The 17,542-nt window shown below is 31.2% G+C and carries 20 protein-coding genes and 1 pseudogene; 6 read left to right on the top strand and 15 right to left on the bottom strand.

The window, feature by feature from the left end:
- Positions 1–69 precede the first annotated feature (69 nt).
- The 3 genes from ABD939_RS02175 to ABD939_RS02165 form a co-directional block, all read right to left on the bottom strand.
- The gene (locus ABD939_RS02175) at positions 70–447 is read right to left on the bottom strand and encodes a nuclear transport factor 2 family protein (RefSeq protein WP_345164041.1); all 378 of its coding nucleotides are present in this window, start codon (positions 445–447) and stop codon (positions 70–72) included.
- Between the two features lie 147 nt (positions 448–594).
- Positions 595–1,647, bottom strand: coding sequence for a DUF3500 domain-containing protein (locus tag ABD939_RS02170; RefSeq protein WP_345164039.1), 1,053 nt, complete (start codon positions 1,645–1,647; stop codon positions 595–597).
- Between the two features lie 111 nt (positions 1,648–1,758).
- On the bottom strand, positions 1,759–2,244 hold the full coding sequence (locus ABD939_RS02165; RefSeq protein WP_345164037.1) for a hypothetical protein: 486 nt from the start codon (positions 2,242–2,244) through the stop codon (positions 1,759–1,761).
- Between the two features lie 212 nt (positions 2,245–2,456).
- Between ABD939_RS02165 and yaaA the strand changes: the two genes are divergently transcribed.
- Together yaaA and ABD939_RS02155 are read left to right on the top strand one after the other, a co-directional pair.
- Complete coding sequence (gene yaaA, locus ABD939_RS02160; RefSeq protein WP_345164035.1) at positions 2,457–3,215, top strand: peroxide stress protein YaaA; 759 nt, start codon at positions 2,457–2,459, stop codon at positions 3,213–3,215.
- Positions 3,216–3,331: 116 nt separating this feature from the next.
- Positions 3,332–4,057, top strand: a complete 726-nt coding sequence (locus ABD939_RS02155; protein WP_345164033.1) for a hypothetical protein — start codon at positions 3,332–3,334, stop codon at positions 4,055–4,057.
- A 49-nt stretch (positions 4,058–4,106) separates the two neighbouring features.
- On the opposite strand, the gene ABD939_RS02150 is transcribed toward ABD939_RS02155, so the two are convergent.
- Both ABD939_RS02150 and ABD939_RS02145 read right to left on the bottom strand, forming a co-directional pair.
- A complete protein-coding gene (locus ABD939_RS02150) occupies positions 4,107–6,725 on the bottom strand; it encodes a chondroitinase-B domain-containing protein (protein WP_345164031.1) in 2,619 nt (872 codons plus the stop codon).
- A 137-nt stretch (positions 6,726–6,862) separates the two neighbouring features.
- Positions 6,863–6,997, bottom strand: coding sequence for a 30S ribosomal protein THX (locus ABD939_RS02145; protein ID WP_345164056.1), 135 nt, complete (start codon positions 6,995–6,997; stop codon positions 6,863–6,865).
- 63 nt (positions 6,998–7,060) lie between these two features.
- Between ABD939_RS02145 and ABD939_RS02140 the strand changes: the two genes are divergently transcribed.
- On the top strand, positions 7,061–7,738 hold the full coding sequence (locus ABD939_RS02140) for a uracil-DNA glycosylase family protein (RefSeq protein WP_345164029.1): 678 nt from the start codon (positions 7,061–7,063) through the stop codon (positions 7,736–7,738).
- Between the two features lie 20 nt (positions 7,739–7,758).
- On the opposite strand, the gene ABD939_RS02135 is transcribed toward ABD939_RS02140, so the two are convergent.
- Complete coding sequence (locus ABD939_RS02135; RefSeq protein WP_345164027.1) at positions 7,759–8,742, bottom strand: aldo/keto reductase; 984 nt, start codon at positions 8,740–8,742, stop codon at positions 7,759–7,761.
- Positions 8,743–8,888: 146 nt separating this feature from the next.
- Between ABD939_RS02135 and ABD939_RS02130 the strand changes: the two genes are divergently transcribed.
- Genes ABD939_RS02130 through ABD939_RS02120 form a run of 3 tightly spaced genes read left to right on the top strand, consistent with a single transcriptional unit; the run spans position 8,889 to position 10,610 of the window.
- Positions 8,889–10,175 carry a DEAD/DEAH box helicase gene (locus ABD939_RS02130; RefSeq protein ID WP_345164025.1) on the top strand — a complete coding sequence of 429 codons (1,287 nt, stop codon included), beginning with the start codon at positions 8,889–8,891 and terminating at the stop codon, positions 10,173–10,175.
- 5 nt (positions 10,176–10,180) lie between these two features.
- Positions 10,181–10,402, top strand: coding sequence for a DUF6500 family protein (locus tag ABD939_RS02125; protein ID WP_345164023.1), 222 nt, complete (start codon positions 10,181–10,183; stop codon positions 10,400–10,402).
- Positions 10,386–10,610, top strand: a complete 225-nt coding sequence (locus ABD939_RS02120; protein ID WP_345164021.1) for a VF530 family protein — start codon at positions 10,386–10,388, stop codon at positions 10,608–10,610. Before ABD939_RS02125 ends, ABD939_RS02120 begins: the two co-directional genes overlap by 17 nt.
- A 349-nt stretch (positions 10,611–10,959) precedes the next feature.
- On the opposite strand, the gene ABD939_RS02115 is transcribed toward ABD939_RS02120, so the two are convergent.
- The 9 genes and pseudogenes from ABD939_RS02115 to ABD939_RS02075 form a co-directional block, all read right to left on the bottom strand.
- On the bottom strand, positions 10,960–11,271 hold the full coding sequence (locus ABD939_RS02115) for an EF-hand domain-containing protein (RefSeq protein ID WP_345164019.1): 312 nt from the start codon (positions 11,269–11,271) through the stop codon (positions 10,960–10,962).
- A gap of 68 nt (positions 11,272–11,339) precedes the next feature.
- Entirely contained in the window at positions 11,340–12,218 is an 879-nt protein-coding gene (locus tag ABD939_RS02110; RefSeq protein WP_345164017.1) for an alpha/beta hydrolase, read from the bottom strand.
- 93 nt (positions 12,219–12,311) lie between these two features.
- On the bottom strand, positions 12,312–12,767 hold the full coding sequence (locus tag ABD939_RS02105; RefSeq protein WP_345164015.1) for a tRNA (cytidine(34)-2'-O)-methyltransferase: 456 nt from the start codon (positions 12,765–12,767) through the stop codon (positions 12,312–12,314).
- Positions 12,767–13,531, bottom strand: coding sequence for a tryptophan synthase subunit alpha (trpA, locus tag ABD939_RS02100; protein WP_345164013.1), 765 nt, complete (start codon positions 13,529–13,531; stop codon positions 12,767–12,769). The genes ABD939_RS02105 and trpA overlap by 1 nt, the downstream gene beginning before the upstream one ends.
- Before the next feature lie 3 nt (positions 13,532–13,534).
- The gene (gene trpB, locus ABD939_RS02095; protein ID WP_345164054.1) at positions 13,535–14,716 is read right to left on the bottom strand and encodes a tryptophan synthase subunit beta; all 1,182 of its coding nucleotides are present in this window, start codon (positions 14,714–14,716) and stop codon (positions 13,535–13,537) included.
- A gap of 33 nt (positions 14,717–14,749) precedes the next feature.
- Positions 14,750–15,337 (bottom strand): annotated as a pseudogene (locus ABD939_RS02090) (phosphoribosylanthranilate isomerase); the annotation flags it as partial.
- A 17-nt stretch (positions 15,338–15,354) separates the two neighbouring features.
- Complete coding sequence (trpC, locus tag ABD939_RS02085; RefSeq protein WP_345164011.1) at positions 15,355–16,140, bottom strand: indole-3-glycerol phosphate synthase TrpC; 786 nt, start codon at positions 16,138–16,140, stop codon at positions 15,355–15,357.
- Entirely contained in the window at positions 16,140–17,132 is a 993-nt protein-coding gene (gene trpD / locus ABD939_RS02080; protein ID WP_345164009.1) for an anthranilate phosphoribosyltransferase, read from the bottom strand. The genes trpC and trpD overlap by 1 nt, the downstream gene beginning before the upstream one ends.
- A gap of 24 nt (positions 17,133–17,156) precedes the next feature.
- A complete protein-coding gene (locus ABD939_RS02075) occupies positions 17,157–17,513 on the bottom strand; it encodes a four helix bundle protein (protein ID WP_345164007.1) in 357 nt (118 codons plus the stop codon).
- Positions 17,514–17,542 lie beyond the last annotated feature (29 nt).

The raw sequence follows: 17,542 nt of genomic DNA, 5'->3' as shown, positions 1-17,542 counted from the left end.
AAGTACATTGGTAATAAAATAATAATTTTTACTTGTTTTTTACCTCAGTTCTTTGTTGTACGTTGACTTTTATTCATTTAATTCGTTAACTAATTTTCTCGAAATAACTGTGTCATATATTATTTTTAGTCTTTTTATTTTATTCTGCGAGTCAAGTTCAATAATATCTACAACATCAAAATCTACTTTACGATTGCTTTTTAATGTCCACTCATAAGAAAAATATAAGGCAAAATCATTCGATCTTTTTTGTTCGAAGATTCCTTTTAATTGAATTTTAGAATTCGAAGTATCATCATTTAATTCATAATAAAATTCATCCGCTTTTTTTATTCCGTAAACAGGTGAATCGACAATTCCGTTTTCACTAAATAAACTAATTACTTTTTCCATATCTCCGCTTTCTAGGTATTCCAAATATTTCCTTGCAATTTCGTTTTTCTTCATAAATTAAGTTTTTCACGGCTTATGTACGATGACCTGCTATATGCAGTTTGACTGTGAAAACGAATATACAAAAAGTTGGAAATTCCTGCTTAATATCCAAAGTAGACGCTTGCCAAAGCAATTAATTATACATGGTGTTGTAAACAGTTAATGTTTATGATTTAAATGATGAGTTTTCAAAAGATCTTCTCCAAAGTCGTTTGCCTTATCTCTCCAAATGGTATGAATATGATTCCCTTTATTTTGATTGTCATATTCTATTATAAAATCAGGTCCATTAATAATATAATAATGAGGTGAATTTCTTTCGTAACTTCCTATCCAAGCAAAATATATATTGTCTATTCCTGATTTTTTTATTTTTGATAAGAATTCATTGGCTTTTTGATTTTCAAGATTTCCGATATATTCTCTTATTAACTGAATTAGAATTTCTTTTTGATTTAAATTTAGTTCCTTCCCTTGTATTCCATAATAAGTTGTAATTCTGTTAGGATTATCAGGACTTGTAATTATATCTTTAGGAACTTCTTGACTTAATGTAGCAGTCTTTTGTTGAGATTCATCAAATGAGTTTATTAGTTTAATTCCATAATCTTCTTCTTTACTTAAAACTCTCAATCCAACATGTTTTGTTGAAGTCATTAACGCAGGGTCTGCACCAAGAAACATAGGTGTAAAAGAAACTTTATCTTCTATTATGGTAAGGTTAATTGATAAGTGATGTCCTTCAAATTTTAAACTCCATGCATTTTTCATATTGGGCACGCCCCAAATTGATATAAAATAATTATCGTAATCCCAATCAAGTGCTTTGATTCTAGGAATAAATTCTTCTTTGATTAGCTTTTTTTTAATTGCGTCATCAATTCTAGCGTTAAGCATGTCATCAAGTTGCATAACACTAGTTGTTTTTAAATATCCTTGCGAACTAAAAATAGTAATTAAAACCTCATGAAATTTAATCTTTGCTTCATTCGATAATTCACCATATTTTTTTCCAGGTCTTTTAGCTAATCCTACTGGTAAATTTGTCCATTTAGTTCTTAATGAATCATTAAAACTCTGTAAGACTTCAGTTTTGTTTTCGTCACTTAATGTTTTAAGGAAATCGTTACTGATATTTACTATTTCTTGAGAAGTTTGAGAAAAACCAATTAAAAAATAAAAGGTAAATATTGTAGTTAAAAGAATTTTCATTAATGGTTGGTTTTAATTGGGTGCAACGTGTTTTTTGTATGATTTCGTTGCGTATTTCTGCAACTAAATTATCAAATACAAACGGAATAGAAAATCCATAGGAATAATCAATTACTTATAGCCATTGTTGTCTGATGGTTTTTTATTTGGTCTTGTCTTTTTTTTAGATACCGACATTATTATACTTTTTGGTTTATAATTCTTTTCGGTTAATTTATTATTTAACTTTTCAGAAATTCTAACTGATTCCCAAATCATACTTTTTATTTCTTCTTTTGGGAAAGATTTGAAATCCTTAACAGAAAAGTGTCGAATTAATTTTCCATTCCCGTTCAGTTTGATATTTATGTTAGCTAATTCCGCACCACGATTAAATCCGAAATTCACGTGTTCTGAATAAACTGCAATATGGCAAAAAGCATCCTTTAGTTTCTCAGATTTAGAATAAGCCATCGCTACTGCGTTATAATTATCCCAAATCAATTCGTTTGATTCAGGGATTAAATCAGTTATAAAATTTCGCAAATCCAAAGTCAAATTTTGAATTCGTTTATCGTATGGTTCTATGAACTTTTTGAGTTGCGGATTCGCTTTCATTCCTTATTTTTCTCGAAAATTTGTTTAATTAGCTTGCAGGTAACAATTGAAAAACATAAACTCAAATATACAATAATGCTTAAAAGTCTTTAGTTATCTAACAATATCAATTATATCAATTCCACTTATAGCTGCATCACAAATTATTCTAAGCCTAAATTTTAAAAGTAAATTACTAATTGTAAATTTGGATTACAAAATAGGCGAAGAAAATGAAATTAGTATTATCACCAGCTAAGTCTCTGGATTTTAAAACTGAATTACCAAAAATAAAAAATACTGAACCTCAGTTTCTAAAACAATCAGAGCGTTTAAATAAAATATTAAGGAAGAAATCTGCCAAAAGTTTATCTAAACTTATGAGTATTTCTGATGCATTGGGGCAGTTAAATTACGAACGCAACCAATCTTGGGAATTACCTTTTACCAAACATAATGCAAGACCAGCAGTTTATGCCTTTAATGGTGATGTTTACAGAGGCTTAGATGCTTACACCATCCCAGAAGATAAAATAGAAACGCTTCAAAAAACAGTACGCATTCTTTCAGGTTTGTATGGTGTTTTAAAACCATCGGATTTAATACAACCTTACCGTCTTGAAATGGGAACTAAACTCCCAGTTGGAGTAAAAAAGAACCTTTATGAGTTCTGGAAAAAAGATATTACCAAAGCTTTAAATGAAGAGTTGGAAGATGATGAGTTATTTTTAAATTTAGCTAGTAATGAGTATTTTAAAGCTGTAGATACAAAATCTTTAAAAGTACCTGTGGTTACAGCTAATTTTAAAGATTTTAAAAATGGCGAGTATAAAATGATATCGTTTTTCGCAAAAGCTGCACGAGGTATGATGGCGCGTTACGTTGTAGACACAAACGCCAAAACTATTGATGATTTAAAAGGCTTTAATTACGAAGGTTATAGTTTTAGTGAGCCCATGTCTAAAGACAACGATTTGGTATTTATTCGTTAGTAAAAAAAGCATATTCCGTTTAAGATTCTTCCAAACTAAATATTAAACAGATTACTTACTTCATCCTTTAATGAAGTAAATTTGTATTTTTAACGTAATTTATATAATACTTTTAAATGTATTTCTACTTAATTATTGCTCTTCAAGGGTTTTGTATTTATCATATGTACAAAAATCGAAATCCTTATTATTGGGCGTTTTTAATTCTGTTTTTGCCTTTAGTTAGTTGTATTATATATTTTATAACACAAGTTTATAATAAGCGTGATGCAGAGAAAATAAGTAATGAAATAGCACACGTTATAAATCCTACAAAAAAGGTTAAAGATTTAGAAAAGCGATTAGAGTTTTCAGAATCATATCAAAACCGTGTAAATCTTGCTGATGCTTATATAGAAATTAAAGATTATAATAATGCAATACCCCATTATCTTGAAGCTTTAGAAGATAAATCTCAAAAAAACTTTTACGCCACAAAGCAACTTATTGAGGCTTATTTTAATGTGGAAGATTGTGAGAAGGTTATCCAATATTCTGAACAAATTAAAGACCATCCTGAATTTCAAAAATCAAGAACACAGTTTTTATATGGATTAGCTTTAGAGAGAATAGGTAAAATTGAAGAAGCAGAAGCAAATTTAAGACAGATTGATATAAGATATTCGTTTTATGAAGAGCGGTTACTTTTAGCTAAATTTTTACTGAGTATAAATAAGAATAACGATGCTAAAGATATTTTAAATGAGGTACAGACAGAGTCTAACCATATGACAAAACCTAATAAGAGACTTTACAGAGCAACTATTCTTGAAGTTGATAACCTTTTAAAGGAGTTAGGCTAATTAAAAAGAAAACTCCCCAAGCAAATATTTTGTTTGAGGAGTTTTATATCTAGTTTAAAATTACAATTTTCTTTGTGGTCCGCGAACCATTTTCATTCAAAAAGTTTAAAAGATAAAGTCCATCCACCAAAGATGATATGTTAATTTCTATTTTGGACTTTGATGTATTTAAAGATTCTTCCATTACCTTCCTGCCTTGAATATTATAAATACTTACTGATTTAACAGAGGAGTTTAAATTCTCTATTTGAATATTATTTTTTGCTGGGTTAGGATATACTATCAATTTGTTTTCATGGTTTTTATCTAGAGATAAAGTTGAAGCACCAAAAAATTCAATTTCGGTAATGTTATTCCAGGCACTTGCTCTGGTATTACCTGCACTATCAAACCTTCCGTAGCCTATTAATTTTACAAAACGGGCATTGGTAGTAATTTCATATTGATCAAAATCATCAAATGTTCCAGTGGTAGTGGTAATTAACAAATCTCCTGTAGTTGGTAAAACCATTGTAAAGTCTTGAGGGTCTGTTCCAGTTGTAGATACCCAAATTTGTAAGCCATAAGGGTCAGATTTATCATCTGTAGCAATTTGTATTAAATCCAATCCATACTCATCACCCAAATCGTAAATTATATACTCACCATCACCTTTATTGTCTCCTGATAAAATTGCTCCATCTTGTGCAGCCCATCGTGTATTATTATTTTTATCAAGCGTATTAGCTGCAAAATTAGTTTTACCTCCTCCAACTTCCTGTTGAGAAAATGAATGAATTGAAACTGGACCACCGCCAGAAACATCGTTAATAAGATTATATAAGCTTGTTAAATCTGCTCCCTCTTGAGTTATATTTAAAGTTCTTACTATATCATCGCCACCAGGATCTTGTGTGAAAGTTACCGTTCCTGTTCTGATACTGGTATCTGGATTTTGAGTTACATTTAAGGTAACTGTTGCGTTTCCATTGCCAGAAGTGGTATTACTACCATCAATACTTATCCAAGTATCGTTTGATGTGGCTGTCCAACTTACATTAGCATTAACAGTAACATCATAACTAGCTGCTTCTGGCATAAGTGTTGACAAGCTACTAACAATTAAAGTTTCGCTGACTGTAATGGTACAATCACCATCATTTATACTATTACCTAAATTGTCTAAAAAGCAAGCTCCAATACCGTAACCAACCATAGTGTCAGTTATTGGTATATTAGTACCCATATCAGCACCTTTGTCTGTTCCAGAAAAAGTATAGATTTCACCATTTGCAGTTGCCATAATTCCTGTTTCTTCAGAAAAACCAGTATTTGTTTCACCTAAGGTTGTTCCTGTGTATACGTTGCCAGAATAATTTAGTGTAGTACCCATATTTGCATAAGAGGTACCTGTGTCTCCAGATATAACAGGTGTTAAATTTAGTGCTGGGTAAGAATTAGCAAAAAAGATTAAATTATTTGATACAGTTCCAGTAGGATCTGTTGATCCTTTATCTGTATTGTAGAATAACGGTGCATTTGTGTTTATTATAGAATTGTTTGAAATGGTAATATTTTCAGATTTTTGATATCCATTTGAAACATTTGTAGAGTTACAATCTACAGCGGCATTATCATTACCTCCTATAAATGTTATACCATTATTCCACTTGGCTTGACTATTAACGGTAATACAGTCTTGAATATAATTGTTGGAAATAGTATGGTTACTATCGGTAATTCTAATTCCACCTGTACCTTCAACATCTTCACCTAAAAAGTAATTTCTATCAACAGTGGCATCAGATCCGTGACGAAGTACTAAAGAGCCTCTACATCTTCTAAAGGTATTATTTATGAAAGAGTTATTTTTACTTTTATTAGTAATAATTTCATTTTCACCATCGGCTTCAACAAAATAATTATTGCTAACGGTACAGCTACTATCTACATTTTGATATCCACTAGAACCAATTCTTATCGTTTCACTGTCACCAGAATTACTTAAAGTATTGTCAATTTTTGAATATTTATAAAAATAATTATTACTAATAGTATGTCCTACAGTTGCACAGCTATTATCCTCAGCGTTGTATTGATATTCTGCCAGAATTAATGCGCCAGCGCTTGCTTTATTCATAAAAGAACAGTTAATTACGGTATTATAAGTTCCATATAAAACAATCCAGCGGTGTTTTGTAATCGAATTATTTGCAATATCATCAATTACATCATCTGGATCTATTACTAAGCCATCTATTACACAATTTTGAATAGTACTATGATTTGCATAATCAGTGCCATTTCTAAATTGAATAAAATTACTAGCGCCAATACCACCATCCCAATGAAATCCATCAACAACAACATAATCTCCTCCAATGTTCATTTGTAAACCGCCATCAAAAACAACTCCTCCGGATGTTTCTGCTCTAAAAACTATGGGGTTGTTGGCTGTTCCATTCCCAATAAAGTCAATACGAGAGTCTGAGCTGTATGTACCATTTGCCAGAATAATTTCATCACCTGCTACATAAGTTTGATTTTCTAGATCTTCAGGGTTGGTAATATTGTAAGTAGTTTGTGAAAACATATTAGAACTACAGAATAAGATTATTGTAGCAATGGAAGTTTTGTAAAAGAGCTTTTTAAATATTGCGAGTTTAGTTTGAGTAATTTTTAATCTCATATTAATTTAGTTTTATTTGCAGGTTAATTGGTTTACCAGATTGGTTTACCAAATTTAAATAAAAATATATAACTAAAAAAATATATCGATGAATAGTAGTATTATTGTTTGAAATGCCTCTCCCTTATGATTATGAGTTACTTAACTTTGGCTTTATTGCTAATACTAATTTTATTTTCAACTAATAGTTTCTTTTTAATTCTGGGTCGTCTTGCTCCAAAAGTACCTCTATTAATTTTTCCTCGTTTTGTTTTTTTATCGCCTTTTCCCATAATTTGTTTTATTTTAATCATATATAAAGTAGCGATTTTTAAGTGCAAATACAAATAAAATCTATGTTTAAACACACACATCCTTACAAACCATTTATAAAGGAAGATACCACAAAACTGATAGTGGGTACATTGCCTCCGCCACGATTTTCGATGGGAGAGCTTTTAGAAAAGGATGTAGATTTTTGTTACGGGAGCTATTATAATTCACTATGGTTATTTATCGACAAGATTTATAAATTAAATTTGCGTTATGATAATTCCAAAAAAGCTATTGAGGAGCGAAAAGCATTTCTAATTAAACATAAGATAGGTGTTTGCGATATTGTTGAAAGTGCAGAGCGGGATAAAATTGATGCTTCAGATTTAGGAATGAAAAACATTAAACTTCGTGATGTTATTGATTATTTAAAACAATATCCAAAAATAAATACTCTTTTGTTTACCGGTGGAAATAGTAAAAACGGACCAGAATACTTTTTTAGGAAACATTTAAAAGATTACAATTTAAAGTTAGAACTTGTTTCAAATGAAGTACCCCGAATTCATGAGTTTTTGTTACCTGTTGAGGTATCTTCTCATAAAAAAATAAGAAGGATTAAAACAGTTTCATTAACTTCAGGTTCTGGATCTGCAAACATCTCAATAAGTAGAGTGCCTATTTATAAAAAGCTTAGGGCAGAAAAGCCTGATTTTAACACCTTCGACTTTCGAGTGATGCAGTACAGTAAGTTTTTTTGATAATATATGATTTAAGACTTTTAGTAAACACCTCTAATATGCTTATGAATCTTTTCGTTATAAAAATGTTTTAAATCTTGTATTAAATGCTTTGGGAGAGAAGGTAAACTACTTACTTTAGAGTTTTGAATAACATGTTGTTTAGTACTAGCCCCGGGAATAATAGTTGTTACTTGTTCATGATCTAAAATCCATCTAAGTGATAATTCTGCCAACGATATACTATCAGGACAAAACGTTTTTAATTCCTCAGTTAATACAATACCAGTTTCAAAAGGTAATCCTGCAAATGTTTCACCTACATTAAAGGCTTCTCCATTTTTATTATAATTTCTATGATCGTTTTGAGGAAATTGTGTGTCTGCATTAAATTTGCCACTGAGTAATCCACTGGCAAGAGGAAGTCTAACAATAATACCAACCTTTTTTTTAGCTGCTTGCGGTAATAATTCGGTCACTAATTTTTGTCTGAAAATATTAAAAATAACTTGTAGCGATTGTAGGCCTTCTTGTTCTAAACAAATAAGCCCTTGTTCAACACTTTCTACACTTGCACCAAAATTAGCTATTTTACCCTCTTGCTTTAATAGTCTTAACCAATTAAAAATAGCGCCGTTTTCTAGAGCTTCGGTTGGTATACAATGAAGTTGTAATAGATCTATACAATCTATACCCAGTCTTTTAAGTGATTTTTCTACACAGTTTCTTAATGATTTTTCTGTATAATTATTGGGATACACGTCGGCAGTTCGTCCAAATTTGGTAGCCACTTTTATATTATGAGATGATGTTTTTAGAAACTCACCGATTAAAGTTTCACTTCTTCCGTCTCCATATACATCGGCAGTATCAAAGAAATTTATTCCGTTATTTACAGCTTCATTTAGAATGTCAAATGCCTTTGTTTTGTCTATTTCACCACCCCAATCGGCACCTAATTGCCAGCATCCTAAACCAACTTCACTTACATTAAAACCGTTATTCCCTAATTGCCTTTGTTTCATACTATGTTTTTATTTTACAAAAATAAGTATTTAGAAATAATCTTAAAATTAGATGTACCTTCGTGCTTAATAGAAGAAGGAGGTAAAATACATTATGCTTTGTTATCTCAAACGCTCGATTAGTAGAGTCTTCATAAACAAAATATATGTCATTTCAATCTTTAGGCTTATCCGAAGCCTTGCTAAAAGCAATTACCAAAAAAGGATACACTACCCCAAGTCCTATTCAACAAAAAGCCATTCCGCCAGTTTTAGAAGGAGAAGACGTTTTAGCGTCTGCACAAACAGGTACTGGAAAAACAGCAGGTTTTACATTACCACTTTTACATATTCTTTCTGAAAATCCGAAAGAAAAATATAGACCTATCCGTGCGTTAATATTAACTCCAACTCGAGAACTAGCGGCACAAGTTTACGCCAATGTTAGAGAATATAGTGAATTTTTAAACTTGAGAAGTGCCGTTATTTTTGGAGGTGTTAATCAAAAACCTCAGGCAGCAACAATTCGAAGAGGTGTTGATGTTTTAGTAGCTACTCCAGGACGTTTGTTAGATTTACAGAGTCAAGGTTTATTATCCTTAAAACGCGTCGAGATTTTTGTTCTAGATGAAGCCGATAGAATGTTGGATATGGGCTTTTTAAGAGACATTCAAAAGGTTATTGATTCTATGCCTAATAAACGACAAAACTTGATGTTTTCGGCAACCTTTTCAAAAGATATAAAAAAGCTAGCACATGGTATTTTAAACCATCCTATACAAGTTGAGGCAACACCAGAAAATACAACTGTTGAAGCAATTTCTCAAAAAGCATATCGGGTTGCAAAAGCCAAAAAAACAGGATTAATTATTAAGTTAATTTCTGATGGTAATTGGAAACAAGTTTTGGTGTTTACAAGAACTAAACATGGAGCAAATAAACTTTGCGAGAAAATGGCAAAATCTGGTATCTCAGCTGCTGCAATACATGGTAATAAAAGTCAAGGTGCTAGAACTAAAGCTTTATCAGGTTTTAAAAATGGACGTGTACGTGTACTAGTGGCCACTGATATTGCCGCAAGAGGATTAGATATTCCTTTATTGCCTCATGTTATTAATTTTGAATTGCCAAACATATCTGAAGATTATGTGCATAGAATTGGAAGAACGGGTAGAGCAGGAGCTAACGGACAAGCAATATCTTTAGTAAGTGCAGATGAAACGTCTTTTTTAAGAAATATTGAAAAATTAATAGGAGAAAAGATTGAAGTAGAAATTGTAGAAGGTTTTGAACCCGACCCAAATGCATCTACTGAACCCATTAAACCGGGACAGAATAGACAGCGACGAAATAAACCGAGAAATTCTAATTCTAACAAACCTGGAAGTAATAGAAATAACAGAAGTAGAAATAATAAAAATAATTCTAGACAACGAAACGATAGACGCAGTTAAAGGTTATGCAAGACGCTTTAAAAAATAAGATTATAGATGTTTGTAATAAGAAAATAGCAGATAAAGGTGAAAACGTTAGCGTTTCCTTTTATGCGTTTTTTAAGAATAAAAATGATAATCCTGAATTATTCATGGAAGCTGCTACATGGTGGATAAAAACACATAAGCTAGACCATTTTGAAAAGGCAGTTAAAATTAAGAATCTTATAAGTGGAATCGCAACCTAATAATCCCTTACATGGAGTAAAACTTGAACAAATCATTAATGAATTAGTTGCTCATTATGGTTGGGAATATATGGGGTATACTATAAAAATTAGGTGTTTTACAGATAACCCATCGATAAAATCTAGTTTGAAGTTTTTGAGACGTACTCCTTGGGCAAGAACAAAGGTTGAAAAGATGTATTTGAATATGTTAAAAAACAACAGTTAAGATTCTTCCCAGATTCGTTTTACTGAATCTAAGTCTTTTTTCATCGCATTTAAAACAATTTTATTGTCAACGGTAATTTCACGTTTCCCTCTCCCAGCATCACCTAAATCATATTCTAAATAAAGACTCTTGGAGACATTTATTTTGGCTTTTTTAATAGTTTAAAGTGTAATTTGAAATCTACCATACCTAATTTGTTATTAAGTATGCTTAAATCTTTTATCCTCTATGGCTTTTGGTAAATTGTATTTCAGATTCTGATTACACAGATTTCATTTTGTTTTTAAAACAAGATATTAATTAACTAAAAAAGGCTCAAGTAATATACTTAAGCCTTATTTTATATAAATTAAAACTGATCTTGCTTTTTCTTATTCTTTTCTTTTCTTTTAATCCAATTTTCTTTCAATTCAGCTAATGTTAATGCGCCATCATTATTGGTATCCAATCTTGCATAGTTTTTCTCTAATCGTTCTGCTGGAACTTCTTTTTTTCTTTTTGCAGATTTAAATTCTTCCAAAGAAATAGAGCCATTGTTATCGGCATCAAACCTTTTTAACATTTTTTCAAAGTTTGGTTCTTTTTTTTCTTGAGCTTGAATGGTTGAAAAAGCAAATAAAGCTAGAGCTAGTATTCCTATTTTAAAACTTGAAGTTTTCATAAATAATATGAGTTAAATTGTTAATATTTGTTTAGACTTTTTATTTCTTAAAAGGTTTAGTTTCAGTTTTATTTTCGCATTGAATCACTAATAAATTCTAAACCATGAGGTAAAGAATCTACCCAGAAATTCCAAGTGTGAGCACCATCTCTTACTCTATATTCATGAGGTATTTTCTTTTTCAACATTTCTATATGTAACATTGAATTACCTATTGCTAAAAAATCATCATCACCACAATCAAAATAGATATTAACTGTTTTCAATTCATTTACGTCTTTAGTTTGGATAAGGCTGAATATATTATACTCTTTTATTGCATCAGTAAGTCTTTTTTTTCCTTGAACTCCAACTGTCCTGGGTGATATTCTGGCAAAATAATTATCAAAATTCTTTTGAGGTGCATTTACAATTTCTTCATCTGTTAGTATTCCAGAACTATATGCAGCGCAAGCGCCAAATAAATTATGATATTTTAAAGCAAGCCTTAAACTTCCTGCACCTCCCATAGAAAGACCGCTAATTCCTCTATGTTGTTTATCTCCTTTAATATGGTATTTATTTTCTACAAAAGGAAGAAATTCAGTTATTAGCATATCTTCATAAGGGTAAGTGCCGTCATCTTTATTCATATACAACCTATCATCACCATCTGGCATTATAATTACCATGGGTTCAATTTTATTACCTCTTATAAGTTCATCAGCAATGGCCTGTAGTAATCCAATTCTGTGCCAATTGGTTTCGTTGCCAGTAAAACCATTTAGTAGGTATACAACAGGAAATTTGTCTTTAGAATTTTCAAAACCTTCAGGCAAATAAACAGAGTATTTAATAGAATCTTTAAGCAATTCACTTTCCATAGAAATACTTTCTATAATTCTACTTTGAGCGCTAAGAGTTGATAAAACAAATAAAAGTAGAATAGATAAATGAATGTTTTTCATAAATGTTGAGTATTGGGAATGAGACTATAATCTTATTATTAGGTCTTTACCAAAGGTATTAAAATAAAATATTTATTTAAGGGTAAAGGTTTATTAGTCTTGTAAGTTTCTTAAACCTTCAAATGTTATTATGCCAACTGCATTTGCAAGATTCAAGCTTCTTACCTTGTTTGAGTATAAAGGTATTTTGTAAAGCTTATCATTATTTTCATTAATTAGTTTTTTTGGTAAGCCAACAGATTCTTTACCGAAGATTAAAAACATATCATCTTCAAACGGAATATCCCAGTGGTTTTTGGAGCCATGACTAGAAAGGAAAGCCATATTTTTGTCTTTATTTATACTGAAAAATTCATCTATATTTTCGTAATAAGTTACGGATAGATGTTGCCAATAATCTAAACCTGCACGTTTTAGTCGAGTATCATCAATTTCAAATCCAAAAGGCTTTACAAGGTGTAAATGAGAACCTGACGCTAAAGCTAAACGTCCAATGTTTCCTGTATTATTAGGTATTTCGGGTTCTATTAAAACAATGTTTAAAGGCATTAGTTTAAAATAGCGTCTACAAATTTATTAATACTGTTTACACCTTCATGAGTAACATGCTTTACAAATGCACTACCAATAATAGCACCTTTAGCATATTTTGTTGCTTGTGTAAATGTTTCGTTGTTACTAATTCCAAAACCAATTACCTGCGGATTTTTTAAATTCATTTTTCCAATACGCTCAAAATATGCAGTTTGCTCTTCACCAAAACCAGTTTTAGCTCCTGTGGTACTTGCGCTACTTACCATATAAATAAACCCGTTTGAAACCGAATCGATATATCTAATACGTTCATCGCTCGTTTGTGGTGTAATTAAAAATACGTTTATAAGTCCGTATTTTTCAAAAATAGCTTGGTATTCATTGTGATAAACATCAACCGGTAAATCTGGAATTATCAACCCATCAATCCCTAATTCTTGACATTTTTTACAAAATGACTCAATTCCATATTGAAACATCGGGTTGAAATACCCCATAATAATCAACGGAATAGAAACTGTCTCACGAATTCCCTTCAATTGCTCAAACAAAATTTCGGTAGTCATCCCATTTTTTAAAGCCGCTGTTGAGCTATCTTGAATAGTTGGTCCGTCCGCTAAAGGGTCACTAAAGGGTAACCCAATTTCAATCATATCAACGCCATTTTTTTCTAAATCTTTGATAATTGAAACGGTATCATTAAGATTAGGGTAACCTGCTGTAAAATATATAGACAGTAATTTTTTGTCTTCTTTTAATTTTTGATTTATTCTATTCACAACTTATATTTTGAAATATTCAATATAATTTTCTAAATCTTTATCACCTCTACCTGATAAACTTACAACTACAACATCATCTTCTTTAAACTCTCGTTGCCCAAAAATAGCTAATGCATGTGAGGTTTCAATTGCTGGAATGATGCCCTCTAATTTTGATAATTCTAAGCCAGCTTCCATGGCATCACTATCTGTAATGGACATGAATTCTGCTCGCCCAGTTTTAGATAAATGGGCATGCATAGGACCAACCCCTGGATAATCTAAACCTGCCGAGATAGAATAAGGCTCAGTAATTTGTCCGTCATTAGTTTGCATTAAAAGGGTTTTACAACCATGGATAATACCTTCTTTCCCTAAAACGGAAGTTGCAGCACTTTCACCAGAATCTACACCTAAACCAGCAGCTTCTACAGCAATAATACCAACGTCTGGTTCGTGTAAATAGTGATAATATGTACCCGCTGCATTACTACCACCACCTATACAAGCTACAACATAATCAGGGTTTTCTCTACCTTCTTGTTCTTTAAGTTGCCATTTAATTTCCTCAGAAATTACTGCCTGAAAACGCGTAACCATATCTGGATAAGGGTGCGGACCAATAGCAGAACCAATAATGTAATGTGTGTCTACAGGATTATTAATCCAATCGCGAATAGCTTCGTTTGTAGCATCTTTTAATGTTCTACTTCCAGATAGTGCAGGAATTACTGTAGCACCTAACATTTTCATCCTAGCTACATTTGGAGCTTGACGAGCGATATCAATTTCACCCATATATACGATACATTCAAGTCCCATTAAGGCACAAACAGTAGCAGTTGCAACACCATGCTGTCCTGCACCTGTTTCTGCAATAATTCTGGTTTTGCCTAAACGTTGTGCCATTAAAATCTGACCGATTGTATTATTTATTTTGTGAGCGCCAGTGTGGTTTAAATCTTCCCTTTTTAAATATATTTTGGTGTTGTATTTTTCTGAAAGACGTTTAGCAAAGTATAATGGAGATGGACGCCCAACATAATCTTTTAATAGTTGGTCGAATTCTGTTTGAAAATCAGGTTCAGCCATAACTTTCAAGTAATTCTGCCGTAACTCTTCTACATTTGGATAAAGCATTTCAGGGATGAATGCACCCCCAAATTCACCATAATATCCTTTTTCATCTACGTTGTAATTCATTGTTTTTCTGTTATTCAATTTATTAATGAATTCTCTTAAAATTGAACTGTTTTTTAATCCAGGTTCTGTTTCAAATTTACTATTTACATCTACAGCATAACAGTATTTTGATGCTTCACTTTCTTTAAATTTTTTAATGTCTTCTATTTGATCTAATCCAATACCACCACTTAAAAAGAAAGGCTTTGTTGATGGGTAGTTATTTAAAACACTCCAATTAAATGTGTAACCATTACCCCCAGGTAACTTACCTTTGGTATCAAATAAAAAGTAATCGCAAACATTTTCGAATGGCTCTAAAACATCAAAATTAAATTTGTCTTTAATAGAGAATACCTTTATTATTTTAACTGGCTTATTAAATAACTTAGTGGATTTTAAAATGCTACAATAATATGGTTCTTCTTCGCCATGCAGTTGAATTGCATCTAAGTTGAATTCATTTACTTTTTTTATTACTCTAGTTGCATCTTCATTTACAAAAACACCAACTTTTTTTATATTATTTGAAATTTCAGGGATTTTTGTATCAAAATGTCTGGGTGTTTTTTCATAGAAAATAAAACCAAGATAATCAGGTTGCAATGCAGCAACTTGTTCAATATTATCTTGATATTTCATGCCGCAAATTTTTATTTTCATAACTCTAAATTTTTGATAAATTCTGTTGCACTTGCTCCTGGATTATCAGTTTTCATGAAATTTTCACCAATTAAAAAACCTTGATAACCATAAGGTTGTAATGCTTTTATAGCTTCAATATTACTTATACCACTTTCTGATACTTTTACAAAATCATTTGGAATAAGGTTGCTCAAACTTTTACTTGTTTCTAAGCTAACCTCAAAGGTTTTTAAGTTTCTATTGTTTACTCCTAGCATATTTAAACTAGGCATCACCGATTTGTGTAATTCTTCTTCGTTATGAACCTCTAAAAGTACATCTAAATTCAAGCTTTTAGCAAATTCTGAAAACTGTTTGATTTCATCTCTAGTTAGTATGGCCGCGATTAAAAGAATGACATCAGCTCCGTAAGCTTTGGCTTCTAATAATTGGTATTCGTCTATGATGAACTCTTTACGTAGTAAAGGTAGATTACAACTGGCTCTTGCCGTTAGTAAATCATCAAGAGAACCGCCAAAATATTTACCATCAGTTAAAACAGACATACCGCAAACACCTGCGTCTTCATAACCTTTTGCAACATCTTGAACGTTTAGTGTGTTGTTGATTACGGCCTTTGACGGAGATCGTCTTTTATGTTCTGCAATAATTCCTGATTTGCTGTTTCGTAAGTTATTAGATAGTGAAACGGTTTGTCTTTCAAATAGAATAGACTGTTCCAATTGAGAAACTGGAATTAAGCCTTTTCTTAAAGCTACTTCCTTACGTTTATCTAATGTTATTTTATCTAGAATGTTCATTATTTACTCAACTCAATCAATTTATTTAAACTTGTTTTTGCATTACCAGAAAACAATGATTCTTTTGCTAATTCAAAACCTTCTTGATGCGAAATTTGCTTGCTAGTTGCAATGGCTAAACCAGCATTGGCACAAACTACATTATTCTGCGCTTCTGTTCCTTTTCCGTTAATAATATTAAGAAATATCTTGGCAGCATCTTCTACAGTATCTCCTCCAAAAATAGCATCTTGTTTAATTTTTGAAACGCCTAAATCTTCAGGCGAAAATAATTTTTCTGTATGATTGGAAACAATTTTAGCTTTTCCAGTTAATGAGATTTCATCGTAACCATCTAAGGCATAAACAATATTGTAATTATGTCCAGAATTTTGATGTAAAAAACTATAAAGCCTTAAAACTTCTAAATTGAAAACTCCAAGGACATGGTTTTTTGGAAATGAAGGGTTTACTAATGGGCCTAACATGTTAAAAAAAGTTTTAACACCTAATTCTCTTCGTATAGGAGCAACATTTTTCATAGCTGGATGAAACAATGGTGCGTGTAATATGCAAATTCCAGCTTCATCTAAACAGCGTTTTAAAAAATCTTCATCGTTTGAAAATTTAACACCTAAATTTTCCATCACATTAGATGATCCTGATGTTGATGACACACCATAATTACCATGTTTAGATACATTAACACCGGCACCTGCAGTAATAAATGATGAAAGCGTAGAGATGTTAAATGTGTTTTTACCATCACCACCTGTACCAACAATATCAATAGCATTAAAATCGCTAAGATTTATGGAAACGCAAAGTTCTAAAAGAGCATTTCTAAACCCCGTTAGTTCTTCTATTGTAATGCTTCGCATCATATAAACAGATAGGAAGCATGCGATTTGGCTTGGGTTATACATATCATTTGATATGTTAACAATAACCTGTTTAGCCTCTTCAGTTGAGATGGTTTCGTGATTAATTAATCTGTTAAGTATATCTTTCATTGATTTTAGATTTTAGACCAGAGATTATAGATTTGAGAATTTGTTAATTAATGAGAATAACATCTTCTGAACTTCATTCATTAAACTAAATGCTAATTCTAAATTATTTTCTTGAATAAAACCGATTTTTATTGAAAGTATGAGTTGGGTGTTCAACTCATTAGAAGAGCCATTAGCTATACCTAAAAAGTTTCTAAATTCTTTATTAGAATTTCGACCAGCTCCTTCAGCTATATTTGAAGGAATTGAAATAGCAGATCTTCTAATTTGACTTATTAAACCAAATTTTTCTTCTTTTGGGAAGTTTGAAGTTATTTTATAAACTTCTTCTGCAAGTTCCATTGATTTTTGCCAAACTTTCAATTCTTTATAGTTATTCATAATCTATAGTCTAGTATCTCAAATCTCGT

It is taken from the genome of Algibacter aquimarinus (assembly GCF_039543265.1).
GTDB lineage: Bacteria > Bacteroidota > Bacteroidia > Flavobacteriales > Flavobacteriaceae > Algibacter_B > Algibacter_B aquimarinus.
Note: the sequence above shows the minus strand (reverse complement) of the source record. Positions and strands in the feature narration are given on the sequence as shown.